At 63.0% G+C, this 17,553-nt stretch carries 14 protein-coding genes and 1 tRNA gene; 7 read left to right on the top strand and 8 right to left on the bottom strand.

Annotated elements, in window-relative coordinates; translation table 11 throughout:
* Positions 1 to 12: 12 nt before the first annotated feature.
* The 3 genes from CAF78_RS13300 to CAF78_RS13290 all read right to left on the bottom strand — a co-directional run bounded on the left by CAF78_RS13300 (position 13) and on the right by CAF78_RS13290 (position 4,121).
* Entirely contained in the window at positions 13 to 1,176 is a 1,164-nt protein-coding gene (locus tag CAF78_RS13300) for a PilZ domain-containing protein (protein WP_085676142.1), read from the bottom strand.
* A gap of 16 nt (positions 1,177 to 1,192) precedes the next feature.
* Complete coding sequence (locus CAF78_RS13295; protein ID WP_177408535.1) at positions 1,193 to 2,722, bottom strand: glycosyltransferase; 1,530 nt, start codon at positions 2,720 to 2,722, stop codon at positions 1,193 to 1,195.
* A gap of 91 nt (positions 2,723 to 2,813) precedes the next feature.
* On the bottom strand, positions 2,814 to 4,121 hold the full coding sequence (locus CAF78_RS13290; RefSeq protein ID WP_085676141.1) for a nucleotide sugar dehydrogenase: 1,308 nt from the start codon (positions 4,119 to 4,121) through the stop codon (positions 2,814 to 2,816).
* Positions 4,122 to 4,646: 525 nt separating this feature from the next.
* On the opposite strand from CAF78_RS13290, the gene CAF78_RS13285 reads away from it, so the two are divergent.
* The 5 genes from CAF78_RS13285 to CAF78_RS13265 all read left to right on the top strand — a co-directional run bounded on the left by CAF78_RS13285 (position 4,647) and on the right by CAF78_RS13265 (position 8,302).
* Positions 4,647 to 5,036, top strand: coding sequence for a helix-turn-helix domain-containing protein (locus CAF78_RS13285; RefSeq protein ID WP_085676140.1), 390 nt, complete (start codon positions 4,647 to 4,649; stop codon positions 5,034 to 5,036).
* Between the two features lie 63 nt (positions 5,037 to 5,099).
* Entirely contained in the window at positions 5,100 to 5,738 is a 639-nt protein-coding gene (gene uvrY, locus CAF78_RS13280; protein WP_054884910.1) for a UvrY/SirA/GacA family response regulator transcription factor, read from the top strand.
* Positions 5,739 to 5,744: 6 nt separating this feature from the next.
* Positions 5,745 to 7,568 (top strand): excinuclease ABC subunit UvrC, encoded by a 1,824-nt coding sequence (gene uvrC, locus CAF78_RS13275; protein WP_085676139.1) that lies wholly within the window; start codon positions 5,745 to 5,747, stop codon positions 7,566 to 7,568.
* A gap of 33 nt (positions 7,569 to 7,601) precedes the next feature.
* A complete protein-coding gene (gene pgsA, locus CAF78_RS13270; RefSeq protein WP_027920568.1) occupies positions 7,602 to 8,162 on the top strand; it encodes a CDP-diacylglycerol--glycerol-3-phosphate 3-phosphatidyltransferase in 561 nt (186 codons plus the stop codon).
* A gap of 64 nt (positions 8,163 to 8,226) precedes the next feature.
* A tRNA-Gly gene (locus CAF78_RS13265) sits at positions 8,227 to 8,302 on the top strand.
* 214 nt (positions 8,303 to 8,516) lie between these two features.
* Here the strand turns inward: CAF78_RS13265 and CAF78_RS13260 are convergent.
* From CAF78_RS13260 to CAF78_RS13250, 3 genes are read right to left on the bottom strand one after another with little or no spacing between them, the layout of a single operon-like run.
* A complete protein-coding gene (locus CAF78_RS13260) occupies positions 8,517 to 9,776 on the bottom strand; it encodes an arsenic transporter (protein ID WP_085676138.1) in 1,260 nt (419 codons plus the stop codon).
* A gap of 7 nt (positions 9,777 to 9,783) precedes the next feature.
* The gene (locus CAF78_RS13255; RefSeq protein ID WP_371856901.1) at positions 9,784 to 11,034 is read right to left on the bottom strand and encodes an MFS transporter; all 1,251 of its coding nucleotides are present in this window, start codon (positions 11,032 to 11,034) and stop codon (positions 9,784 to 9,786) included.
* A 52-nt stretch (positions 11,035 to 11,086) separates the two neighbouring features.
* A complete protein-coding gene (locus CAF78_RS13250) occupies positions 11,087 to 12,586 on the bottom strand; it encodes a sensor domain-containing diguanylate cyclase (RefSeq protein ID WP_085676136.1) in 1,500 nt (499 codons plus the stop codon).
* 317 nt (positions 12,587 to 12,903) lie between these two features.
* On the opposite strand from CAF78_RS13250, the gene CAF78_RS13245 reads away from it, so the two are divergent.
* Entirely contained in the window at positions 12,904 to 14,277 is a 1,374-nt protein-coding gene (locus tag CAF78_RS13245; protein ID WP_085676135.1) for an oligosaccharide flippase family protein, read from the top strand.
* A 24-nt stretch (positions 14,278 to 14,301) separates the two neighbouring features.
* The gene (locus tag CAF78_RS13240; protein ID WP_085676134.1) at positions 14,302 to 15,018 is read left to right on the top strand and encodes a glycosyltransferase family 25 protein; all 717 of its coding nucleotides are present in this window, start codon (positions 14,302 to 14,304) and stop codon (positions 15,016 to 15,018) included.
* A 12-nt stretch (positions 15,019 to 15,030) separates the two neighbouring features.
* On the opposite strand, the gene CAF78_RS13235 is transcribed toward CAF78_RS13240, so the two are convergent.
* Both CAF78_RS13235 and CAF78_RS13230 read right to left on the bottom strand, forming a co-directional pair.
* Positions 15,031 to 16,359, bottom strand: coding sequence for an MFS transporter (locus CAF78_RS13235; protein WP_085676133.1), 1,329 nt, complete (start codon positions 16,357 to 16,359; stop codon positions 15,031 to 15,033).
* Between the two features lie 141 nt (positions 16,360 to 16,500).
* Complete coding sequence (locus CAF78_RS13230; RefSeq protein WP_085676132.1) at positions 16,501 to 17,514, bottom strand: GlxA family transcriptional regulator; 1,014 nt, start codon at positions 17,512 to 17,514, stop codon at positions 16,501 to 16,503.
* Positions 17,515 to 17,553 lie beyond the last annotated feature (39 nt).

Raw genomic sequence — 17,553 nt, 5'->3', positions numbered from 1 at the left:
GTCCTCGGCCGCTTAGCGCGCTGCGCCGAATGGCAGGCCCAGGAACAGGTCGACCGCCACCGCTTTCTGGTAGGCAGCGGCCGGCAGCGGGCTGTCGGGCTGGATGGTCAGTGCCAGGTTGCGATTGAGCTCATCCACGCGCGCATCGACCACCTTGCCGCTGTAGTGCTGGTCGAGGCCGAACACCTGCATGTCCACCGACTTCACCCGGTCGACATCGGCGAGCTTGTCGAACGGCACGTTGGCGCGCACGAACAGGCCCTGGTCCTTGGGCAGCAGGTGCATCAGCGGGGCTTCCTTGTAGCCGTAGCCATCCAGGCGCTGGCTCGGGTAGTAGACCTGGCAGTCGCACGGGCTGTTGATCACCGTCTCGATGGTGGCGCGGCCGAGCAAAGTCTGCAGGTCGCCCGGCGACAGGTCGGCGACCGCCTTCATGTCGGCCGGGCTGGTGAAGCTGGTGGCCAGCTGCGTGGAGATGCTGGCCAGCGGCTGCCCGGCCTGCACTTCGGTGGCGCCGGCGGGCAGCAGGTACTTCACATAGCCGTTGTCGGGCATGCTGATGACCTGGGCGTTGGTCGCCACCTGGGCCTGCAGCGCCGGGATGCGGAAGAACAGCAGGTAGCCCTTGTAGCCGACGAAGGCCAGCGCGGCGATGCCGGCGGCGGTGTACAGCAAGGTGCCGGTCAAGGCCTTGAGGCGGGCGCCCGGGGTGCGTGCGCTGGCGTACTTGTGCTTGCGCTCCTTGATGTAGTTCTCGCGCTGCATGACATTGAACAGGCCGTTGATGTCGGCGATCTCGCCCGACATGTAGGCGCTGATCAGGTAGCGCAGGATGTCGCGCTTCTGCGCATCGAGCTCGACGAACTGCGCGCCCACTTCGCTGCCGCGCTGGGAGACGATGCGGATCTTGCTGTCGATGTTCAGGTCGACCTGGTTCAGGCGCAGGCGGATCGAGGCGTCGTACAGCGTGCCGACGTTCAGCGGCGCGTCATGGATCAGGCCCAGGCCACCCAGGGAAATGTCCTGCAGGGCGACGTCGAACGGCGCCTGGCCGGCACTGGCCAGGCGCACCCGCGCGTTCATCCGGGTGCGCACGTACTGGCGCTCGTCGACCGCCTCGTGGACGATGTTGGCCGCTGTCTTGCCCGGGGCCGCGGGAATGTTCGTGGTACTCATGTGCAGGCGCCTTTCCTTAACGTTGCGAGAGTTCTAAAAGAACGGTGATGACCCCGAAGAAGATCGCGATCGACGAGCACAGCATCGCCTTCGAGGACCAGCGGTTGAGGCTGGCGTCGAAGTCGACGCTGCCAGTGGCCAGGGTGGTCTTCTGCCGCGTCCAGCTTTGCTGGTCCATGTGGAACATCGCGTAGACCTTCATCAGCGAACCGACGATCTGGTTGTAATAAAGAACGAAGGGGTACATCGGGCTGACCGGGTGGCCGGCGAACACGAACAGCACGGTCACCAGGCTGCGCGAGATCAGCACCCAGAACAGGTACACCAGCAGGTACTGGATGCCGAACACCAGGCCGGCCACCACCGAGGCGGTCAGGCCCATCAGGCAGGTCCACATCGACACGCGCTGGTCGAGCAGCACGTACAGGGTGAACAGCCCCAGCCGGGCGCGGCCGAGCAGGGCGGTGGCGCGGAAGTTCTGCCGCAGCGAGTTGCCGTACCAACGGAACATCAGCTGGCGGGTGGCGATCCAGAAACTGTCGCTGGGCGGGTGCTCCACGGTCAGGGTGTGGCTGTCGGGCACGTAGAAGGTGTTCCAGCCGGCGCGCATCAGGCTCAGCCAGCTCGACTTGTCGTCACCGGTGAGGAACTGGAAGCGGCCCAGGCGCCAGTGTTCGAGGAAGTCGGCTTCGACGTCGCGGATGAACTCGGGGTCGGTCATCACTTCGGCGCGGAAGAACGACAGCCGCCCGGTCAGGGTCAGTACCCGGTGCGACAGGGCCATCGAGCACATGTTGATGTGGCGCTGGACGAAGCGCATCGAGTGCCACTGGCGCATCCAGCGGCTGCCTTCGACTTCGCAGAATTCGTTGGTGGTCAGGCCGCCCACGTCCGGCAGCACGGCAAACAGCTTGACCGCACGCTCGACGCAGCCGGGCAGCATCATGGTGTCGCCGTCGACCACGCCGACCACCGCGTCACTCAGCGGCATCTGCCGCGACAGCGCACGGAAGGCATGGGCCAGGCCGTCACGCTTGCCGGTGCCACGGGCGCGGACGATCACCAGCTTGATGTCGTCGCGGTCCTTGACCTCGTTGCGCATGATGTCCTTGATGAAGGTCTCGTCGCCCTTCTCGACGATCGAGGCGATCACCGTGCACGGCACCTTCAGCCGCTGCACTTCCTGGAACACCGACTGGTAGACCTTGAAGGTGGTCATGGTGGGGATGCGGAAGCTGGTCACCACCATGAACATGTGCGAGGGCAGTGCGGCATCGCCCAGGCGCTCGACCTGCCGGCGCAGGCGCGGGAACTTCCAGTGCAGGAAGTACATGCCGCGCAGGTAGTGGACGATGGCGTTGCCATAGCGCCACATGCCCAGCGTGCCGATGATGAAGATGAACAGGTGGTGGTTCGGGTCCAGGTACTGCGGTGCGACCATCTCCGACGCCAGCGCGATCAGCCCGGCGAGGCACGCCCAGCCGAAGAAGCTGGCGCCTGCGCGCAGGTAGCCGGGTGCCACGAAGGGCGGTTGCTGTCGATCCATGTCGCCTTGACTCCTGTTTTTGCGGTGCCCGCGCGCCACCCCGCCCAGGCGCGAGCCTGTGGTGGGTGGAGCGCGGTGGGTGCCGGGTCGGTTACCAGCAGATGCCTTGGGTGCGGCTGTCGCTCAGGCCGGGCATGAAGCCGACCAGGTCGATCACCTGTTTGCCGTGGCCGGCTTGCAGGGCGCTGGCGAAGCGCGGGTCGTTGTTGCCCAGGACGATCACCTCGGCGTCATCGATCACCTGCTGCAGGTCGCTGCGCAGCAGCGACGAAACGTGCGGGATCCTGGCTTCGATGTAGTCCTTGTTGGCCCCGTGCACGCGGGCGTATTCGACGTTCTCGTCGAAGATGCTCAGCTGGTAGCCCTTGCCGATCAGACGTTCGGCCAGTTCCACCAGCGGGCTTTCCCGCAGGTCGTCGGTGCCGGCCTTGAAGGCCAGGCCGAGCAGGGCGATCTTGCGTTTGCCCTGGCGCTCGATGAGGTCGAAGGCGTTCTGCACCTGGGAGGCGTTGCTGGCCATCAGCGAGTCGAGCAGCGGCGCCTTCACATCCAGGCTGGCGGCGCGGTAGGTCAGGGCGCGCACGTCCTTGGGCAGGCAGGAGCCGCCGAAGGCGAAGCCCGGGCGCAGGTAGTAGCGCGACAGGTTGAGCTTGTGGTCCTGGCAGACCACATCCATCACTTCGCGGCCATCGACGCCGGCAGCCTTGGCGATGTTGCCGATCTCGTTGGCGAACGTGACCTTGGTCGCGTGCCAGACGTTGCAGGTGTACTTGATCATCTCGGCGACTTCGATGGTCTTGCGGATCACCGGTGCGTCGAGTTCGCTGTACAGCGATTCGAGCAAGTCGCCCGACTGGCTGTCCAGTTCGCCGATCACGGTCATGGCCGGGAAGTCATAGTCCTGGATCGCCGTGCTCTCGCGCAGGAACTCCGGGTTGACCGCGACGCCGAAGTCGACGCCGGCGCGTTTGCCCGAGTACTGCTCGAGGATCGGCACCACCACGTGCTTCACCGTGCCTGGCAGCACGGTGCTGCGCACCACCACGGTGTGGCGGCTGGCCTTGTCGCGCAGGGCGGTGCCGATTTCCCGGCAGACCGCTTCCATGTACACCAGGTCGAGGTCGCCGTTCTTCTTGCTGGGGGTGCCGACGCACAGCAGTGACAGGTCGGTGGCGAGGATCGCCGCTTGCACGTCGGTGGTGCCGCGCAGCCGGCCCTTGCTGACGCCATCCTGCAGCAGCGGTTCCAGGCCCGGCTCGACAATCGGCGACTTGCCCTGGTTGATCAGTTCGATTTTCGCCGGGGAGATGTCCACCCCCAGCACGTGATGGCCGCGGGCCGACAGGCAGCCCGCGCAGACCGCGCCAACATAGCCAAGTCCAAAGATACTGATGTTCATACGTCCCTCTCCCTGGGGCACGGCAAAGCCGGCCGAGATACATCGTTCATGAAGTTGTCGAAATGGCAGACGCGCAGAATTAAGCCGCGCTCGGAAGTGGCGTTGCAGGCTGTTTCTTAGTGGTCTTATTACAGCCTAAGGTTGTTTTTATTTTTATTGCAAGTGCTGATATTCGCTTATTTGAAAATAACTTACATTTTTTCCGTGAAAGTTTAAAAACCGTTATAAATCAATAAGTTAAAGTTGTTGTTAGTTAGGCGTCAAAAAAACGGTAGGCCTGCATATGGCAGTAAAGTGACGCCAATGGGCTGGCGTTCTGCCGCTTTGAGCACACGTTTTGCGCCCTGGATTGCAGCGCTGGAATGTATAAAACCCCTATAAATCAAGGCCCCGCAGGGGCGGGTAGTGGCGCAATACTGGCTTGCGACGCTGGCCGGTGATGGGCATAGTGACCACACAGTCTTCAACTGCTTACAGGATTGTGAGCAGCACCCATGACGGCAAAGGAACAAGGAGAAACGTCATATGAAAGGACTCGGTCCACGTCTGCGGGAAGAGCGTGAACGGCTGGGCATGACCCAGCGGGTATTTGGTGACATCGGCGGCGTCGAGCCCAATGCCCAGGGCAAGTACGAAAGTGGCGAGCGCACGCCGCGGGCCGATTACCTGGCGGCGCTGGCGACCCGGGGCGTGGATGCCCTGTATGTGCTCAGTGGCGAGCGCACGCCCGCACCGCTGGAAAGCCTGACGGCGGATGAAACCGGTCTGCTGGGCGCGTTTCGGCGTTTGCCGGCAGCCGACAAGGCGGCGTTGTGGCATTTGCTGGGGCGCCTGGTGGGTGAGGGCAGCGCAGGTGAGTTGGCACGGCAGCCGCGTCCTGAGCGTCAGGCGTTTCTGAAGGAAGTTTTACGCTAGGTCCGCCATGAAAAATTTTGTTAAGGTGGCGGGATCCAATCGCCCTGTTGACGAGGTGTCTGCTTGATTAGGGTCCTAGTGGTCGACGATCACGATCTGGTTCGAACCGGTATTACTCGCATGTTGGCCGATATCGACGGCCTGCAGGTAGTGGGTGAGGCGGACTCGGGCGAATCGGCGCTGAAGCTCGCCCGGGAACTGAAGCCTGACGTCGTGCTGATGGACGTGAAGATGCCCGGGATCGGCGGCCTGGAAGCCACCCGCAAGCTGCTGCGCAGCCACCCCGACATCAAGGTGGTGGCTGTTACGGTATGTGAAGAAGACCCGTTCCCCACCCGCCTGATGCAGGCTGGCGCCGCCGGTTACCTGACCAAGGGCGCAGGGCTGGACGAAATGGTCCAGGCCATTCGCCTGGCCTTTGCCGGCCAACGCTATATCAGCCCGCAGATCGCCCAGCAACTGGCGCTGAAGTCGTTCCAGCCGCAAGCATCGCCATTCGATGCGCTGTCGGAGCGGGAAATCCAGATCGCCCTGATGATCGTCGGCTGCCAGAAAGTGCAGATCATCTCCGACAAGTTGTGCCTGTCGCCCAAGACCGTCAATACTTACCGTTATCGGATCTTTGAAAAACTCTCGGTCACCAGCGACGTCGAACTGACCTTGCTGGCCGTTCGCCACGGTATGGTTGACGCAAGCTTGTAAATCCTCATGTCAGAAGCCTTTGATGCCAGCGCGTTCCTGGCGACCTGCAGCGGTCGCCCGGGCGTTTACCGTATGTTCGACGCCGAGGCGCGGCTGCTCTATGTGGGCAAGGCCAAGAACCTCAAGAAGCGCCTGGCCAGCTATTTCCGCAAGACCGGCCTGGCGCCGAAAACCGCCGCGCTGGTGGATCGCATCGCCCAGGTCGAAACCACCATCACCGCCAACGAGACCGAGGCGCTGCTGCTCGAGCAGAACCTGATCAAGCAGTGGCGCCCGCCGTACAACATTCTGTTGCGCGACGATAAATCCTACCCATACGTATTCCTGTCGGATGGCGAATTCCCTCGCCTGGGGATTCACCGCGGGGCGAAGAAAGCCAAGGGGCGTTATTTCGGGCCATACCCCAGTGCGGGCGCCATTCGCGAGAGCCTCAGCCTGCTGCAGAAGGCGTTTTCCGTGCGCCAGTGCGAAGACAGCTACTTCGCCAACCGCACCCGCCCGTGCCTGCAGTACCAGATCAAGCGCTGCAAAGGCCCGTGCACCCGGCTGGTCACGGCCGAGGAATACGCCGAGGACGTGCGCCATTCGGTGATGTTCCTCGAAGGGCGCAGCCAGCAGTTGGGCAACGAGCTCAACGAAGCCATGGAAAAAGCCGCCATGGCCCTCAATTTTGAGAAGGCCGCCGAGCTGCGCGACCAGATTGCCCTGTTGCGCCGTGTCCAGGACCAGCAGTACATCGAAGGCGGTTCTGGCGACGTCGATGTGGTGGCGGCCTTCGTCAACCCGGGCGGTGCCTGCGTGCACCTGATCAGCGTGCGCGGCGGCCGGGTGCTGGGCAGCAAGAACTTCTTCCCGCAGGTGGGCATCGAGGAGGAGGTGGCCGAAGTCATGGCCGCATTCCTGTCGCAGTACTACCTGGGCAACGCCGAGCGTGAACTGCCCGGCGAGCTGATCGTCAACGTGGTGCACGAGGACTTCGAGGCCATCACCGAAGCGGTGCAGAGCCTGCGCGGTCGCGAGCTGACCATCAGCCACCGCGTACGCGGCACCCGCGCGCGCTGGCAACAACTGGCGGTGACCAATGCCGAGCAGGCCCTCAATGCCCGCCTGGCCAACCGCCAGCACATGGCCGCGCGCTTCGAGGCCCTGGCCGAAGTGCTTGGCCTGGATGAAGTGCCGCAGCGCCTGGAATGCTATGACATCAGCCACTCCAGCGGCGAAGCCACGGTCGCCAGCTGCGTGGTGTTCGGCCCGGAAGGGCCGATCAAGTCGGATTACCGGCGCTTCAACATCGAAGGGGTCACCGCCGGCGACGACTACGCCGCCATGCACCAGGCCCTGACCCGCCGTTATGGGCGGATCAAGGACGGCGAGGGCAAGCTGCCCGACGTGCTGCTGGTCGACGGCGGCAAGGGCCAGCTGAACATGGCCCGCGAAGTGATGCAGGAGCTGGCCTTCACCGACCTGACCCTGCTCGGCGTGGCCAAGGGCGTGACCCGCAAGGCCGGCTTCGAGACCTTGTACCTCAACGACGTGGCCCACGAGTTCACCCTCAAGGGCGACAATCCGGCGCTGCACCTGATCCAGCAGATCCGCGACGAAGCCCACCGGTTTGCCATCACCGGCCACCGTGCCCGGCGCGGCAAGGCCCGCCGTACCTCGAGCCTGGAAGACGTCGCCGGGGTAGGGCCCAAGCGCCGCCGCGACCTGCTCAAGCACTTCGGCGGCCTGCAGGAGCTCAACCGCGCCAGCGTCGATGAGATCGCCAAAGCCCCCGGCATCAGTAAAAAGCTTGCCGAGTCGATTTATGCCAGCCTGCATAGCGAGTAGAATGCCGGGCTCAACCCGCAGCCAGTCGTACCGATGAATATTCCAAACCTGCTCACCGTTCTACGCGTCCTGCTCATCCCGATCTTCATCCTGCTGTTCTATGTGCCCTATCACTGGAGCTACATGGCCGCCAGCACGGTGTTCGCCATCGCCGCCGCCACCGACTGGCTGGACGGCTACCTGGCGCGTCGCCTGCAGCAGAGCACTCCGTTCGGCGCCTTCCTCGACCCGGTGGCCGACAAGCTGATGGTGGCCGTGGCCCTGGTGCTGCTGGTACAGGTGCACGCCAACTTCTGGCTGACCCTGCCGGCGGCGGTGATCATCGGCCGTGAAATCGTCGTGTCGGCGTTGCGCGAGTGGATGGCTGAACTGGGCGCACGGGCGCACGTGGCGGTGTCCAGCCTGGGCAAGTGGAAGACTGCGGCGCAGATGCTGGCGCTGGTGATCCTGCTGGCCAACCCGCCGGTGGTGAGCTTCTGGGTGGTGCTGGGCTACGGCCTGTTGCTGGTGGCGGCGGCCCTGACCCTGTGGTCGATGGTGCACTACCTGCTGGCCGCCTGGCCGCACCTGCGCGAAGGCTCCGAGCAAAAATAAAACTTTTTTTGAATCAAGGGGTTGACGCCGTTTCAGATATCGCTAGAATGGCACCCATCACGACGCGGGAATAGCTCAGTTGGTAGAGCACGACCTTGCCAAGGTCGGGGTCGCGAGTTCGAGTCTCGTTTCCCGCTCCAAATTGGCCTTATCGAAGTCTTTCGGTAAGGCAAGAAACAAGGCCCTTCGGGGCCTTTTTTCGTTTCCGCGGAAACTACCGAGAAATGGTAGTGGCCGGGCTTTCCCAGGCCCGATTCAAGGCCAGGCTGCGGCAGTCCCTCATTCGTTTTTTAGTGCAGCAGGATCGCGCACGAGAAGCATGCAGGCGCTTCCTGGCCCGAACAACCGGCCTAATCACGCCTGCAGTGCCAGCACCCACAGCGCCGCCACCAGCGCGGGCGGCATCACCAGCAAGCCAAGGCTCAGGAAGCGCCATGCACTGACATGCTCGCCCTCCCGGCGGATGGCCACCAACCACAACAGTGTCGCCAGGGAGCCGGTGATCGACAGGTTTGGGCCCAGGTCTACGCCAATCAGCAGCGCCGCCGTGGTCTGGCCGGGCAGTTCGACAAGGTGCCCCATGGCCCCGGCGATCAGCCCGGTTGGCAAATTGTTCATCAGGTTGCTGGCGATGGCGACGCCCGTGCCCGCTACCCAGCTGGCCTGGGTGGGCGAGTTGTGGGCCAGTGCGGCCAGGGCTTGGGCCAGTTGTTCGATGACCCCGGTCTGTGCCACGGCTTCGACCAGCACGAACAATCCCGCCACCAGTGGCAAGACGCCCCAGGCCACATGCCGCAGCACCGCCATCGGGCTGCGTCGCTGGCGCAGGTGGATCAGCCCGGTGGTGGCGACGCCAGCACAGAACGTAGGCAGGCCCAATGGCGTGTCCAGCGCCGAAGCCGTCAGCAGCAGTGCGCCGGTCAGCACCAGCCCCACCGCGCACAGGCGGGCACCATGGGGCAATGGTTGCGGATCGATGTCCAGGGCCAGGGGGTGGCGAATTTGCCGGCGCTGGGTGATGCGCAGTACCGCATAGGTCAGGCCGATGGCGGCCAGCGATGGCAAGCTGAACTGCCTGAGCCAATCCAGCAGCGGCGGCATCTGGCTGCCGAACACCACCAGGTTGGCGGGGTTGGAGATCGGCAGCACGAAGCTGGCGGCATTGGCGATAAAGGCGCAAATGAACAGATAGGGCAGGGGTTCGGCCTTGGCCGCCCGGCAGGCTGCGTATACCGCAGGTGTCAGCACCACGGCGGTCGCGTCGTTGGACAAGAACACGGTGACCAGCGTGCCCACCGCGAACACCAGGTCGAACAGCCGTTGCCCGGAGCCCCGGGCATGGCGTACCGCGTACCTCGCCAGCCAGTCGAACAGCCCTTCCTGGCGGGCCAGCTCGGCCAGCACCATCATGCCGATCAGGAACAGGTACACATCGCCGCCTTCGGCAATGGCCGCCAGGGCGGAGCGCAGCGGAATCAGCCCCAGCCCGGTCAGCAGCAGGGCACCGCCCGTGGCCCAGACGTATTCAGGGATGCGCCAGGGGCGCAGGATGACGCCACAGGTGGCCAGGGCGGCCACGGCCCAGATGGTAAGTGCGGTGTTGGAGATAAGCATTGTACGTTCAGTGTCCAGCGGATGTGGGTAAGCCAGTCGGCGTGTCGTTCAAGCGGGGTTGGGTTTCCGGGAGGCTGATCAGTACCAGAAGGAACGCTGCTGCAGCGATGGCGGCCAGGGTCAGGAACGCCGCATCGTAGCCGGCCTCCTGTACCACCAGGCCGGCAATGCCTGGGCTCAATGCGGCGCCCAGCCCGAAAACTGCCGTCAGCGCCCCCAGGCTGACGTTGAATCGCCCGGTGCCCTCGGTCAGGTCCTTGACCACGATGGGGAACAGCGCACCGAAGATCCCCGCACCGACGCCGTCGAGCAGTTGCACGCTGACCAGCCAGAATGGATTGTCGGATACCACGTAGAGCACGCCGCGTAGAGGCAGGATCAGAAAGCCTGCCAGCAGAAACGGCTTGCGCCCCCATTGCTCGGCCTTGGCGCCGGTCAATAACGCCATGGGCACCATGACCAGTTGCGCCGCGATGATACAGGCGGAGGTCAGCGGCGTCGCCAGGCTGAGGTTGACTTGCGACAGCTTCTGGCTCACCAGCGGTAGCATTGCCGCATTGGCCAGGTGAAAGAGGGCGCAGCAAACCGCGAACAGCAGTAGCGTGCGATTGTGCAGCAGCAGGCGTAGATCAGCCGGGTGGACCTCGCCCGATCGCGTATGGGCCAGGCCGCGTGCGACTTCATGATCGATGGCCGCCGCAGGAATGCGACTGACCGCGATGATGCTGGCCACGGTCATGAAGGCCATCAGGTAGAACACCACGACCGGGCCATACAGGTACGCCAGGCCACCGGCCAGCAGCGCTGAGCAGGCGTTGCCGGCGTGATTGAAGGTCTCGTTGCGCCCCACACGCTGCGTGAAGGCCTTGGGGCCGGTGATGCCCAGGGAGATCGCGGCAATCGCCGGGGCAAACACTGAGCCTGCAAGTGCACTGATGCTCTGGGTCGTGGCCACCAGCCCGAATGTCGAGATCAGCGGTAGCAACAGGCAGCTCCCGGTAACCAGCAATGCGGCGATGACCACGACCGCTCGCTTGGCCGGTGTCGTGTCGATCAGGGCGCCGACCAGGGTCTGCGCAAGCAGCGCAGTGACCCCGGCCAGTGTCATCACCAGGCCGATGCTTGCCGGTTGCCAGTGGTGCACGGCCAGCAGGTAGATCGCCAGGTAAGGCCCAAGACCATCGCGCACGTCCGCGAGAAAGAAGTTCAGCCAATCGAGTGCACGGTGATTCGATTGGTTCGGCTGGGAGTTATCCAAAGAACGTTCTCGGTGAGCCAGAAGAGTGGAGCCACGCCAACGCAAGTCAGGCTCAGTCGACATGCAGGCGATTGCGGCCCGCTTCCTTGGCGGCATAGAGCGCCTGGTCGGCGCGTTCAAGCAGCGATGGCCAGCCTTCAGCGCTGGTTCCCGCAGCGCTGGCGATGCCGATACTGGCGGTCACATATCCAAAAGGACTGTCTTGGTGTGCGATAGGTTCCAGGGCCAGGCGCTCGATGATCAACCGCGCAACGGCGGCCGCACCATCGCTGCTGGTGTCGGGCAGAATGATCGCCATTTCTTCACCTCCATATCTTGCCAGCAGGTCGCCAGGGCGTCGGATACAGGTCGAGAGCAGGCCGGCAACCTGTTGCAGGCAGGCATCGCCAACCGGGTGCCCGTAGGTGTCGTTGTAGCGTTTGAAATGATCGATATCGATCATCAGTAAAGACAGGGTTGTGCCATTTCGCCGGGCTCTTTGCATCTCCTCGGTCAATACTTCGTCGAAGCAGCGCCGGTTTGCCAGGCCGGTCAGCGCATCGTGCATCGCCTGGCGCTCGAGCTGCTGATTGCTGTCAAGCAACTGCTGTTGGGTCGCTCTCAGTTCACCTTCAACCGCAGCGCGGCGGCTCATGGCGCGGATCAGCAAAGCGCCAATGGCGCCGGTAAGCGCGAGCAGCCCGGAAACCACCAGCAACGACAGCATCGCCTCGAACTGCCAGGCCGCCAGCGCCTCGCGTTTGCCTAGCGCGACGGTCGTCACCAGGGGCAGCTTGTCACTCTTGCGAAACGCATACAGGCGCTCGACGCCGTCCAGGCTTGAGGTGAACGAAGCGGTGCCCACTGACCGGTCGACCAGATACTTGGCGTAGATGGGCGAGTTTGAGAAGTTGCGCCCCATGTCCTGCTCCCGAAACGGGTAGCGCACCAGCATCGCGCCGTCGGTGTAGGACAGGCCGATGGCGCCGTCATGGCCCACGTCGATCTGGCCGAACAGGCGCAGGAAGTTCTCCACGCCTAAGGTCACGGCCACGACACCGGCAAACTCACCTTGGGCGTCGTTGAAGCGCCGGCTGATGGTGATCACCCATTCCTGGTTGGCGCGGCTACGGATGGGCAGGCCGATGAAGGGCTCACGGGATGGGTCGTCGCGGTGGTGGATGAAGTAGGCCCGGTCGCTGCTGTTGGCGTTGAGCGGGATCGGGCGGTTGGACGACATCAGCCAGCGCCCGTCCTTGGCGTAGATGGTGATGCCGCTCATTTGTGGCATCAAGGGCTGCTGACGGCTGACCAGTTGGCTCAGCCGTTCGATCTGCGCAGGCCCGCTACCCTCGGTTTCCAGGCGCTCGACGAGACCGAGCAACAGCAGTGAGCTCTGTCGCACGATGCCTTCTGAATAGGTGGATAGCGCCTGGGTCAGGTTCAGGCCGTGGATGTTGACATCTTCCAGCGCTTGCTCGCGGGAGGCCATGACCTTCCACAGCGTCAGCGATGCGAGGGAGCAACCAATGACCAACAGCAGGAGAACAACGAGGTGGATGTCACGCTTCACGTCAGTACCTGATGAGATTCCGGTTTCTCTTCCTGGCTTTCCCTGCGACTAGCTAACCAAATGGTCAGGAAGTAACTGGCTAGTACAGTGCCAAGCATAAAGCATTATCCAGCTCAGGAATATCTGACAAAAAATGTAGCGCAATCGTGTGCGCGTCGAGATCTTCGGGCGTGTGAAGTGCCCCAAAGCGCTGGCTTGCCGGCCGGTGGTCAGCCAGCAAGGCAAACCCAGGAAGGCTGAACAACGACCGCAGGCGCAATAGCAACATGGCAGATTGAGACTATAGTAACGTCTTAAAAACCGGATCAGTGGGTGCCATGTCTACGATCGATCTGTCGTCCTCGCAAAGTCTTCGCAAACGCGTGTTGTTGGCTGGGGCACTGAATATCGGCTCCATCGTGGCCTCCCAGGTCATTAGATTGGGCGGCAACCTGATCATCACCCGCATGCTGCTGCCCGAAATGTTCGGCCTCATGGCCATCGCCACCACGGTGTCGGTGCTGTTGTTACTGCTGTCCGACGTGGGCCTGCGGCAGAACATCATTCAAAGCCCGCGCGGCGACGAGCCGCTGTTCCTCAACACGGTCTGGTCGTTGCAGATCATTCGTGGCCTCGGGCTGTTTGTGGTGATGCAGTTGGTGGCGCTGGCATCATGGGTGTCCCAGCATTTCGACATGTGGCCGGCGCATTCCACCTACGCCGCCCCGGAGTTGCCCGCGGTGCTGGCCGTCACGGGCTTTTTCGCGATCATCTTCGCCTTCCAGTCGACCAAGATCGATGTGGCCATCCGTACCTTCCAGCAGAAGAAGGTGGTGCTGGTCGAGCTGGTTTCGCAAATCGCCGGCCTGGTGGTGATGTTGCTGATCGGCTACCTCACCCGTTCCATCTGGGCGCTGGTGGCTGCCGGCCTGGTCTCCACCTTGGTCACCACGGTGCTCAGCCACATGATCTTCCCGGGGCACAAGGACCGCCCACAGTGGGACCCGGCTGCGCTGCGCGAAATCGTCAACTACGGCCGTTGGGTATTCCTGTCCTCCGCCGTGGGCGTGCTGGCCATGCAGGGTGACCGGATCTGGTTCGGCGGCAGCATGACGGTGGCGCAGCTGGGGGTGTATTCGATTGCCGTGGGCATTCTGGCGGCCTTCCAGCTCAGCCTGCAGCGGCTGGCCGGGGCAGTGGCGCTGCCGGCCTTCAGCGAGGCGGCCAGGACGGGTGACATGGAGCGCCTGCGCCAACTGTATTTCCGCTTCAGGCTGATATTCGATGTGCTGACCCTGTTCACCTGCGGCTTCCTGTTCACCGCCAGCCCGCTGATCATCCATTGGCTCTATGACGCCCGGTATCAGGACGCCGGGCAGATGATGGCGATCCTGTCGTTGTCGCTGTTCACCTTGCGCTACGGCCTGACGCAACAGATATGGATGGCCTTGGGGCTGACCAAGTACATGGCCATGGACAACATCATCCGGGTGGTGGCGCTGTTCACCCTGATGCCGTTGCTGCTGGCCATCGGCGGGGTGACCTACGCGCTGTGGGGGGTAGCCCTGCATACCTTCTTCACGCTGATCCTGATTTTCAAGGTCAGTCACCAGCTGGGCATGCTGAGTATCAAGCGTGAACTGCTGGTGCTGCCAGTCATGGTGTTCGGCGCCTTGTGCGGCCAGTTCATCAGCCATCTGTTTGCCTTCTGATCGGCTGTAGCAAGGACCTGAACAATGAATGTGATCGACTATTTTGACCGGACCCGAATCATCAATATCCCGTCCCGAACGGACCGCCGCGAGGAAACCCAAGCCGAGTTCGCCCGCAACGGCTTTCACATCGATGACGAAAAGATCGGCTTTTTCCCTGCAGTGACGCCCACCGACCAGCAGGGCTTCCCCAGCATCGGCGCCCGGGGCTGCTTCATGAGCCACATGCAGATACTGGAAGAAGCCGTGCGCCTGAATGTCGACAACATCCTCATCATGGAAGACGACATCCAGTTTTCCCGGCGCATCGGCCCGTTTGGCAAACAGGCCATCGAGTCCCTGCAAGGCATGGACTGGGACATTGCCTACCTTGGCCATTCCTGCGAGGGCAACTCGGACACGCCGGGCTGGGTGTTGGTCGACCGCCCCATCCACCTGTCGCACTTCTACGCGGTCAACGGCAAGAGCGTGGGCAAGCTGCGGGACTTTCTCGCGCAGATCCTGCAACGCCCGCCCGGGCACCCGGACGGCGGGCCGATGCACTATGACGCGGCCCTCAACACGCTCATTCACACCGACAAGAACATCCAGGCCTACTACTTCACCTGGAACCTGGGTTACCAGCGGCCTTCGCGCACCGACCTGCATGCCCTGTCGATCTTTGACCGGCTGGCCATGCTGCGGCCGGTGATGGCCTTGTATCGGCGCTTGAAGGCAGAAAAGCTCAGAAGGACCCGTTAGCACGCAGCCTGTTCAACTCAGCGCGGCAGCCTGTTGCAGGTTCAGCGAGCGTGTCTCCGGTGCCAGCAGCCACGACAACAGCAAGCCGAAGAAGGTGATGCCGGCGGCCACATACATCGTCTGGGCGATGCCGAGGGTATCCAGCGAGATCGGCACCAGGTAGGTACCCACCGCTGCGCCAATGCGCGAGACCGAAGTGCCCACGCCCACCGCGAATGCGCGGATCTCGGTCGGGAATATTTCGTTCGGGTAGACCAGCGTCAGCACCTGGGCGCCACCAATGAACAGCGCGTAGGTGGCGAAGAACAGCAGCACCCAGATGCCCGCGCCATGGGTGAACGCCCCAAGGCAGAGTAGCGCCAGGCCCGACACGCTGAAGCTGTACAGCAGCAGGTTGCGGCGCCCGAGGGTGTTGATCAGGCGGGTGGCAATGATGCAGCCCAGCACGAAGAACAAGGTGATCAGCACCGAGCCGATGGCGGCGCTGTCACCCTTGACGTTCAAGGCCGCGAGCACCTTGGGCGCGAAGGCGTAAACGGCGAACAGCGGGATGATGCAGCAGGTCCAGAACACGATGACGAACAGCATGCGCTTGGCGTAGCCCGAGTAGATCAGGCTCCACACGTTGACCTTGTAGTCGGGGCTTTCTTCCGGGAGGTTGTGCAGGGAAAAGTCACCGCCGTAGACACGCTTGATGACCTGCTCTGCCTCGGCATCACGGCCTTTGCCCAGCAGCCAGCGTGGCGATTCCGGGGTGCCGATGCGCACCAGCAGCAGGGCCAGGCCGATGCTCGCCGAGCTGGCCAGCACCCAGCGCCAGGCGTCATCGCCGCCGCTGCGCAGCACCAGTTCGCCGACGATGTAGGCTGCCGCTGCGCCGGCGAACCAGAGGATCGTCAGCATCGCCAGGCGCGGGCCGCGGTATTTTTTCGGCATGAACTCCACCAGCAGCGACGTGGCGACCGGGTACTCGATACCCACTGCGATGCCGATGATCAAACGCAGAACAAAGATCACTTCCGCGGAGTCAGCCCAGAACTGAGCGAGGGAGGCGAGAATAAACAGGGTGGGGCCGACAAAGAACAAGCGCTTGCGGCCCAGGCGATCGGTCAGCCAACCGCCGAGAAAGCCACCGAAGAAAATCCCGATCAAGGCCGAAGCCGCGATCAGGCCTTCCCAGAAGTTGTTCAGTGACAAGGAAGCGCTGAGGTGCGCCAGGGCCACACCGATAATACTGAGCACATAACCGTCGACAAACGAACCGCCGCCCGAGCGCAGCGTGAGTAGCCGGTGGAAGTTGTTGAGCGGTACATCTTCTATGGAAAGAGCAGGACGGGTCATTATTGTCTCCTGTTACAAGGCGCTTGAAGTTTGGCAGCGCGATGCCGCGAAAAATGAACTTCGCATCGAAACCCACTCAAGCATTCAGTGAGCGATAGTTGTCGTTATTGTTGTTGTGCAACGAGGCCTGCCGGGGGTTGATCAGGTTTCATACCTGATTTCTTTCGACGGCGGGTGGCCGAAAAAAGCGCTGTAGGATCGACTGAAGTGCGTGCAGGAGACGAAACCGCACGCCAGCGAAACATCGAAGATCGAGGCGTTGGAGTTTTGTATCAAACGCCGTGCTTCGGTAATTCTCAGTTGAAAGTAGTATTTCTGCGGTGTGGTGTTCAGCTGGTCCTTGAACAGCCGCTGGACCTGCCGTATCGACAGGCCGATGACCTGGGCAAGTTGACCCGGGCTCAGCGGCTCTTCGATATTCGCCTCCATCAGCGCGATGACCTCCTGCAGCGCCTTGCTCACCTTGGGCTGTTGCGGCTTCTGGACACTGCGATACTTGCTCTGGTCGGCATCCAGCGTATCCCGTACCGCATCGGCAAGCTGGGGGCCGGCGCCGAATGCGAGCCAGCGCATCATCATCTCGAAGGCGCCACTGGGCGTGGCGGATGTCATGCGGTTTCGGTCGAACACCAGTGATTCATGGGTCACGCTGGCATGCGGGGCACGCTCGGCCAGGGCCGTGCGCTGCTCGGCATGGATCGCACAGCGGTAACCATCCAGCAGACCCGCGTTGCCCAGGTACCAGGCGCCGTTCCACAGCCCGCCGAGGGCGATCGGCAGCCTGGCGATCTGCTTCAGCAAGCTCGACAACCAGCTTGGCGCTGCCCTGGCAGCACGCAAACCGCCACAGATGACCATGAGGTCGAGGTCGGCCAGGCGGATGTCGGTCAACGGCGTGTCGGGCCTGATCGGGATGCCCAGGTCGCTCATGACTTCGCGGTGGTCATGGCTGAACGTGTGCACGCGGACCGCGCCCGGTGCCAGCAGATTGGCGGTGACCAGCACATCCAGCGCCTGGGTGAAGCACGGCAGCGAGAAGTTTTCGAGCAGCAGAAAACCCACCCTGGAGGTGTTGCGCTCGACGCGTGCCTGCGAAATGAAGCCCAGATTACGGTCGGCGAAGGTACGGTTGAATGTTCTTGTAATTGTGTTCATGACGGCACCCCGCAGCCCAGGCCCACGGCGTGGCCCACG

It is taken from the genome of Pseudomonas sp. R28(2017) (genome assembly GCF_002112505.1).
In the GTDB taxonomy this organism is placed as follows: domain Bacteria; phylum Pseudomonadota; class Gammaproteobacteria; order Pseudomonadales; family Pseudomonadaceae; genus Aquipseudomonas.
Note: the sequence above shows the minus strand (reverse complement) of the source record. Positions and strands in the feature narration are given on the sequence as shown.

Coding starts and splice junctions, on each gene's coding strand:
- CAF78_RS13300 (WP_085676142.1), bottom strand. CDS start 1,176: ATGAGTACCACGAACATTCCCGCGGCCCCGGGCAAGACAGCGGCCAAC.
- CAF78_RS13295 (WP_177408535.1), bottom strand. CDS start 2,722: ATGGATCGACAGCAACCGCCCTTCGTGGCACCCGGCTACCTGCGCGCA.
- CAF78_RS13290 (WP_085676141.1), bottom strand. CDS start 4,121: ATGAACATCAGTATCTTTGGACTTGGCTATGTTGGCGCGGTCTGCGCG.
- CAF78_RS13285 (WP_085676140.1), top strand. CDS start 4,647: ATGAAAGGACTCGGTCCACGTCTGCGGGAAGAGCGTGAACGGCTGGGC.
- uvrC (WP_085676139.1), top strand. CDS start 5,745: ATGTCAGAAGCCTTTGATGCCAGCGCGTTCCTGGCGACCTGCAGCGGT.
- pgsA (WP_027920568.1), top strand. CDS start 7,602: ATGAATATTCCAAACCTGCTCACCGTTCTACGCGTCCTGCTCATCCCG.
- CAF78_RS13260 (WP_085676138.1), bottom strand. CDS start 9,776: ATGCTTATCTCCAACACCGCACTTACCATCTGGGCCGTGGCCGCCCTG.
- CAF78_RS13245 (WP_085676135.1), top strand. CDS start 12,904: ATGTCTACGATCGATCTGTCGTCCTCGCAAAGTCTTCGCAAACGCGTG.
- CAF78_RS13240 (WP_085676134.1), top strand. CDS start 14,302: ATGAATGTGATCGACTATTTTGACCGGACCCGAATCATCAATATCCCG.
- CAF78_RS13235 (WP_085676133.1), bottom strand. CDS start 16,359: ATGACCCGTCCTGCTCTTTCCATAGAAGATGTACCGCTCAACAACTTC.
- CAF78_RS13230 (WP_085676132.1), bottom strand. CDS start 17,514: ATGAACACAATTACAAGAACATTCAACCGTACCTTCGCCGACCGTAAT.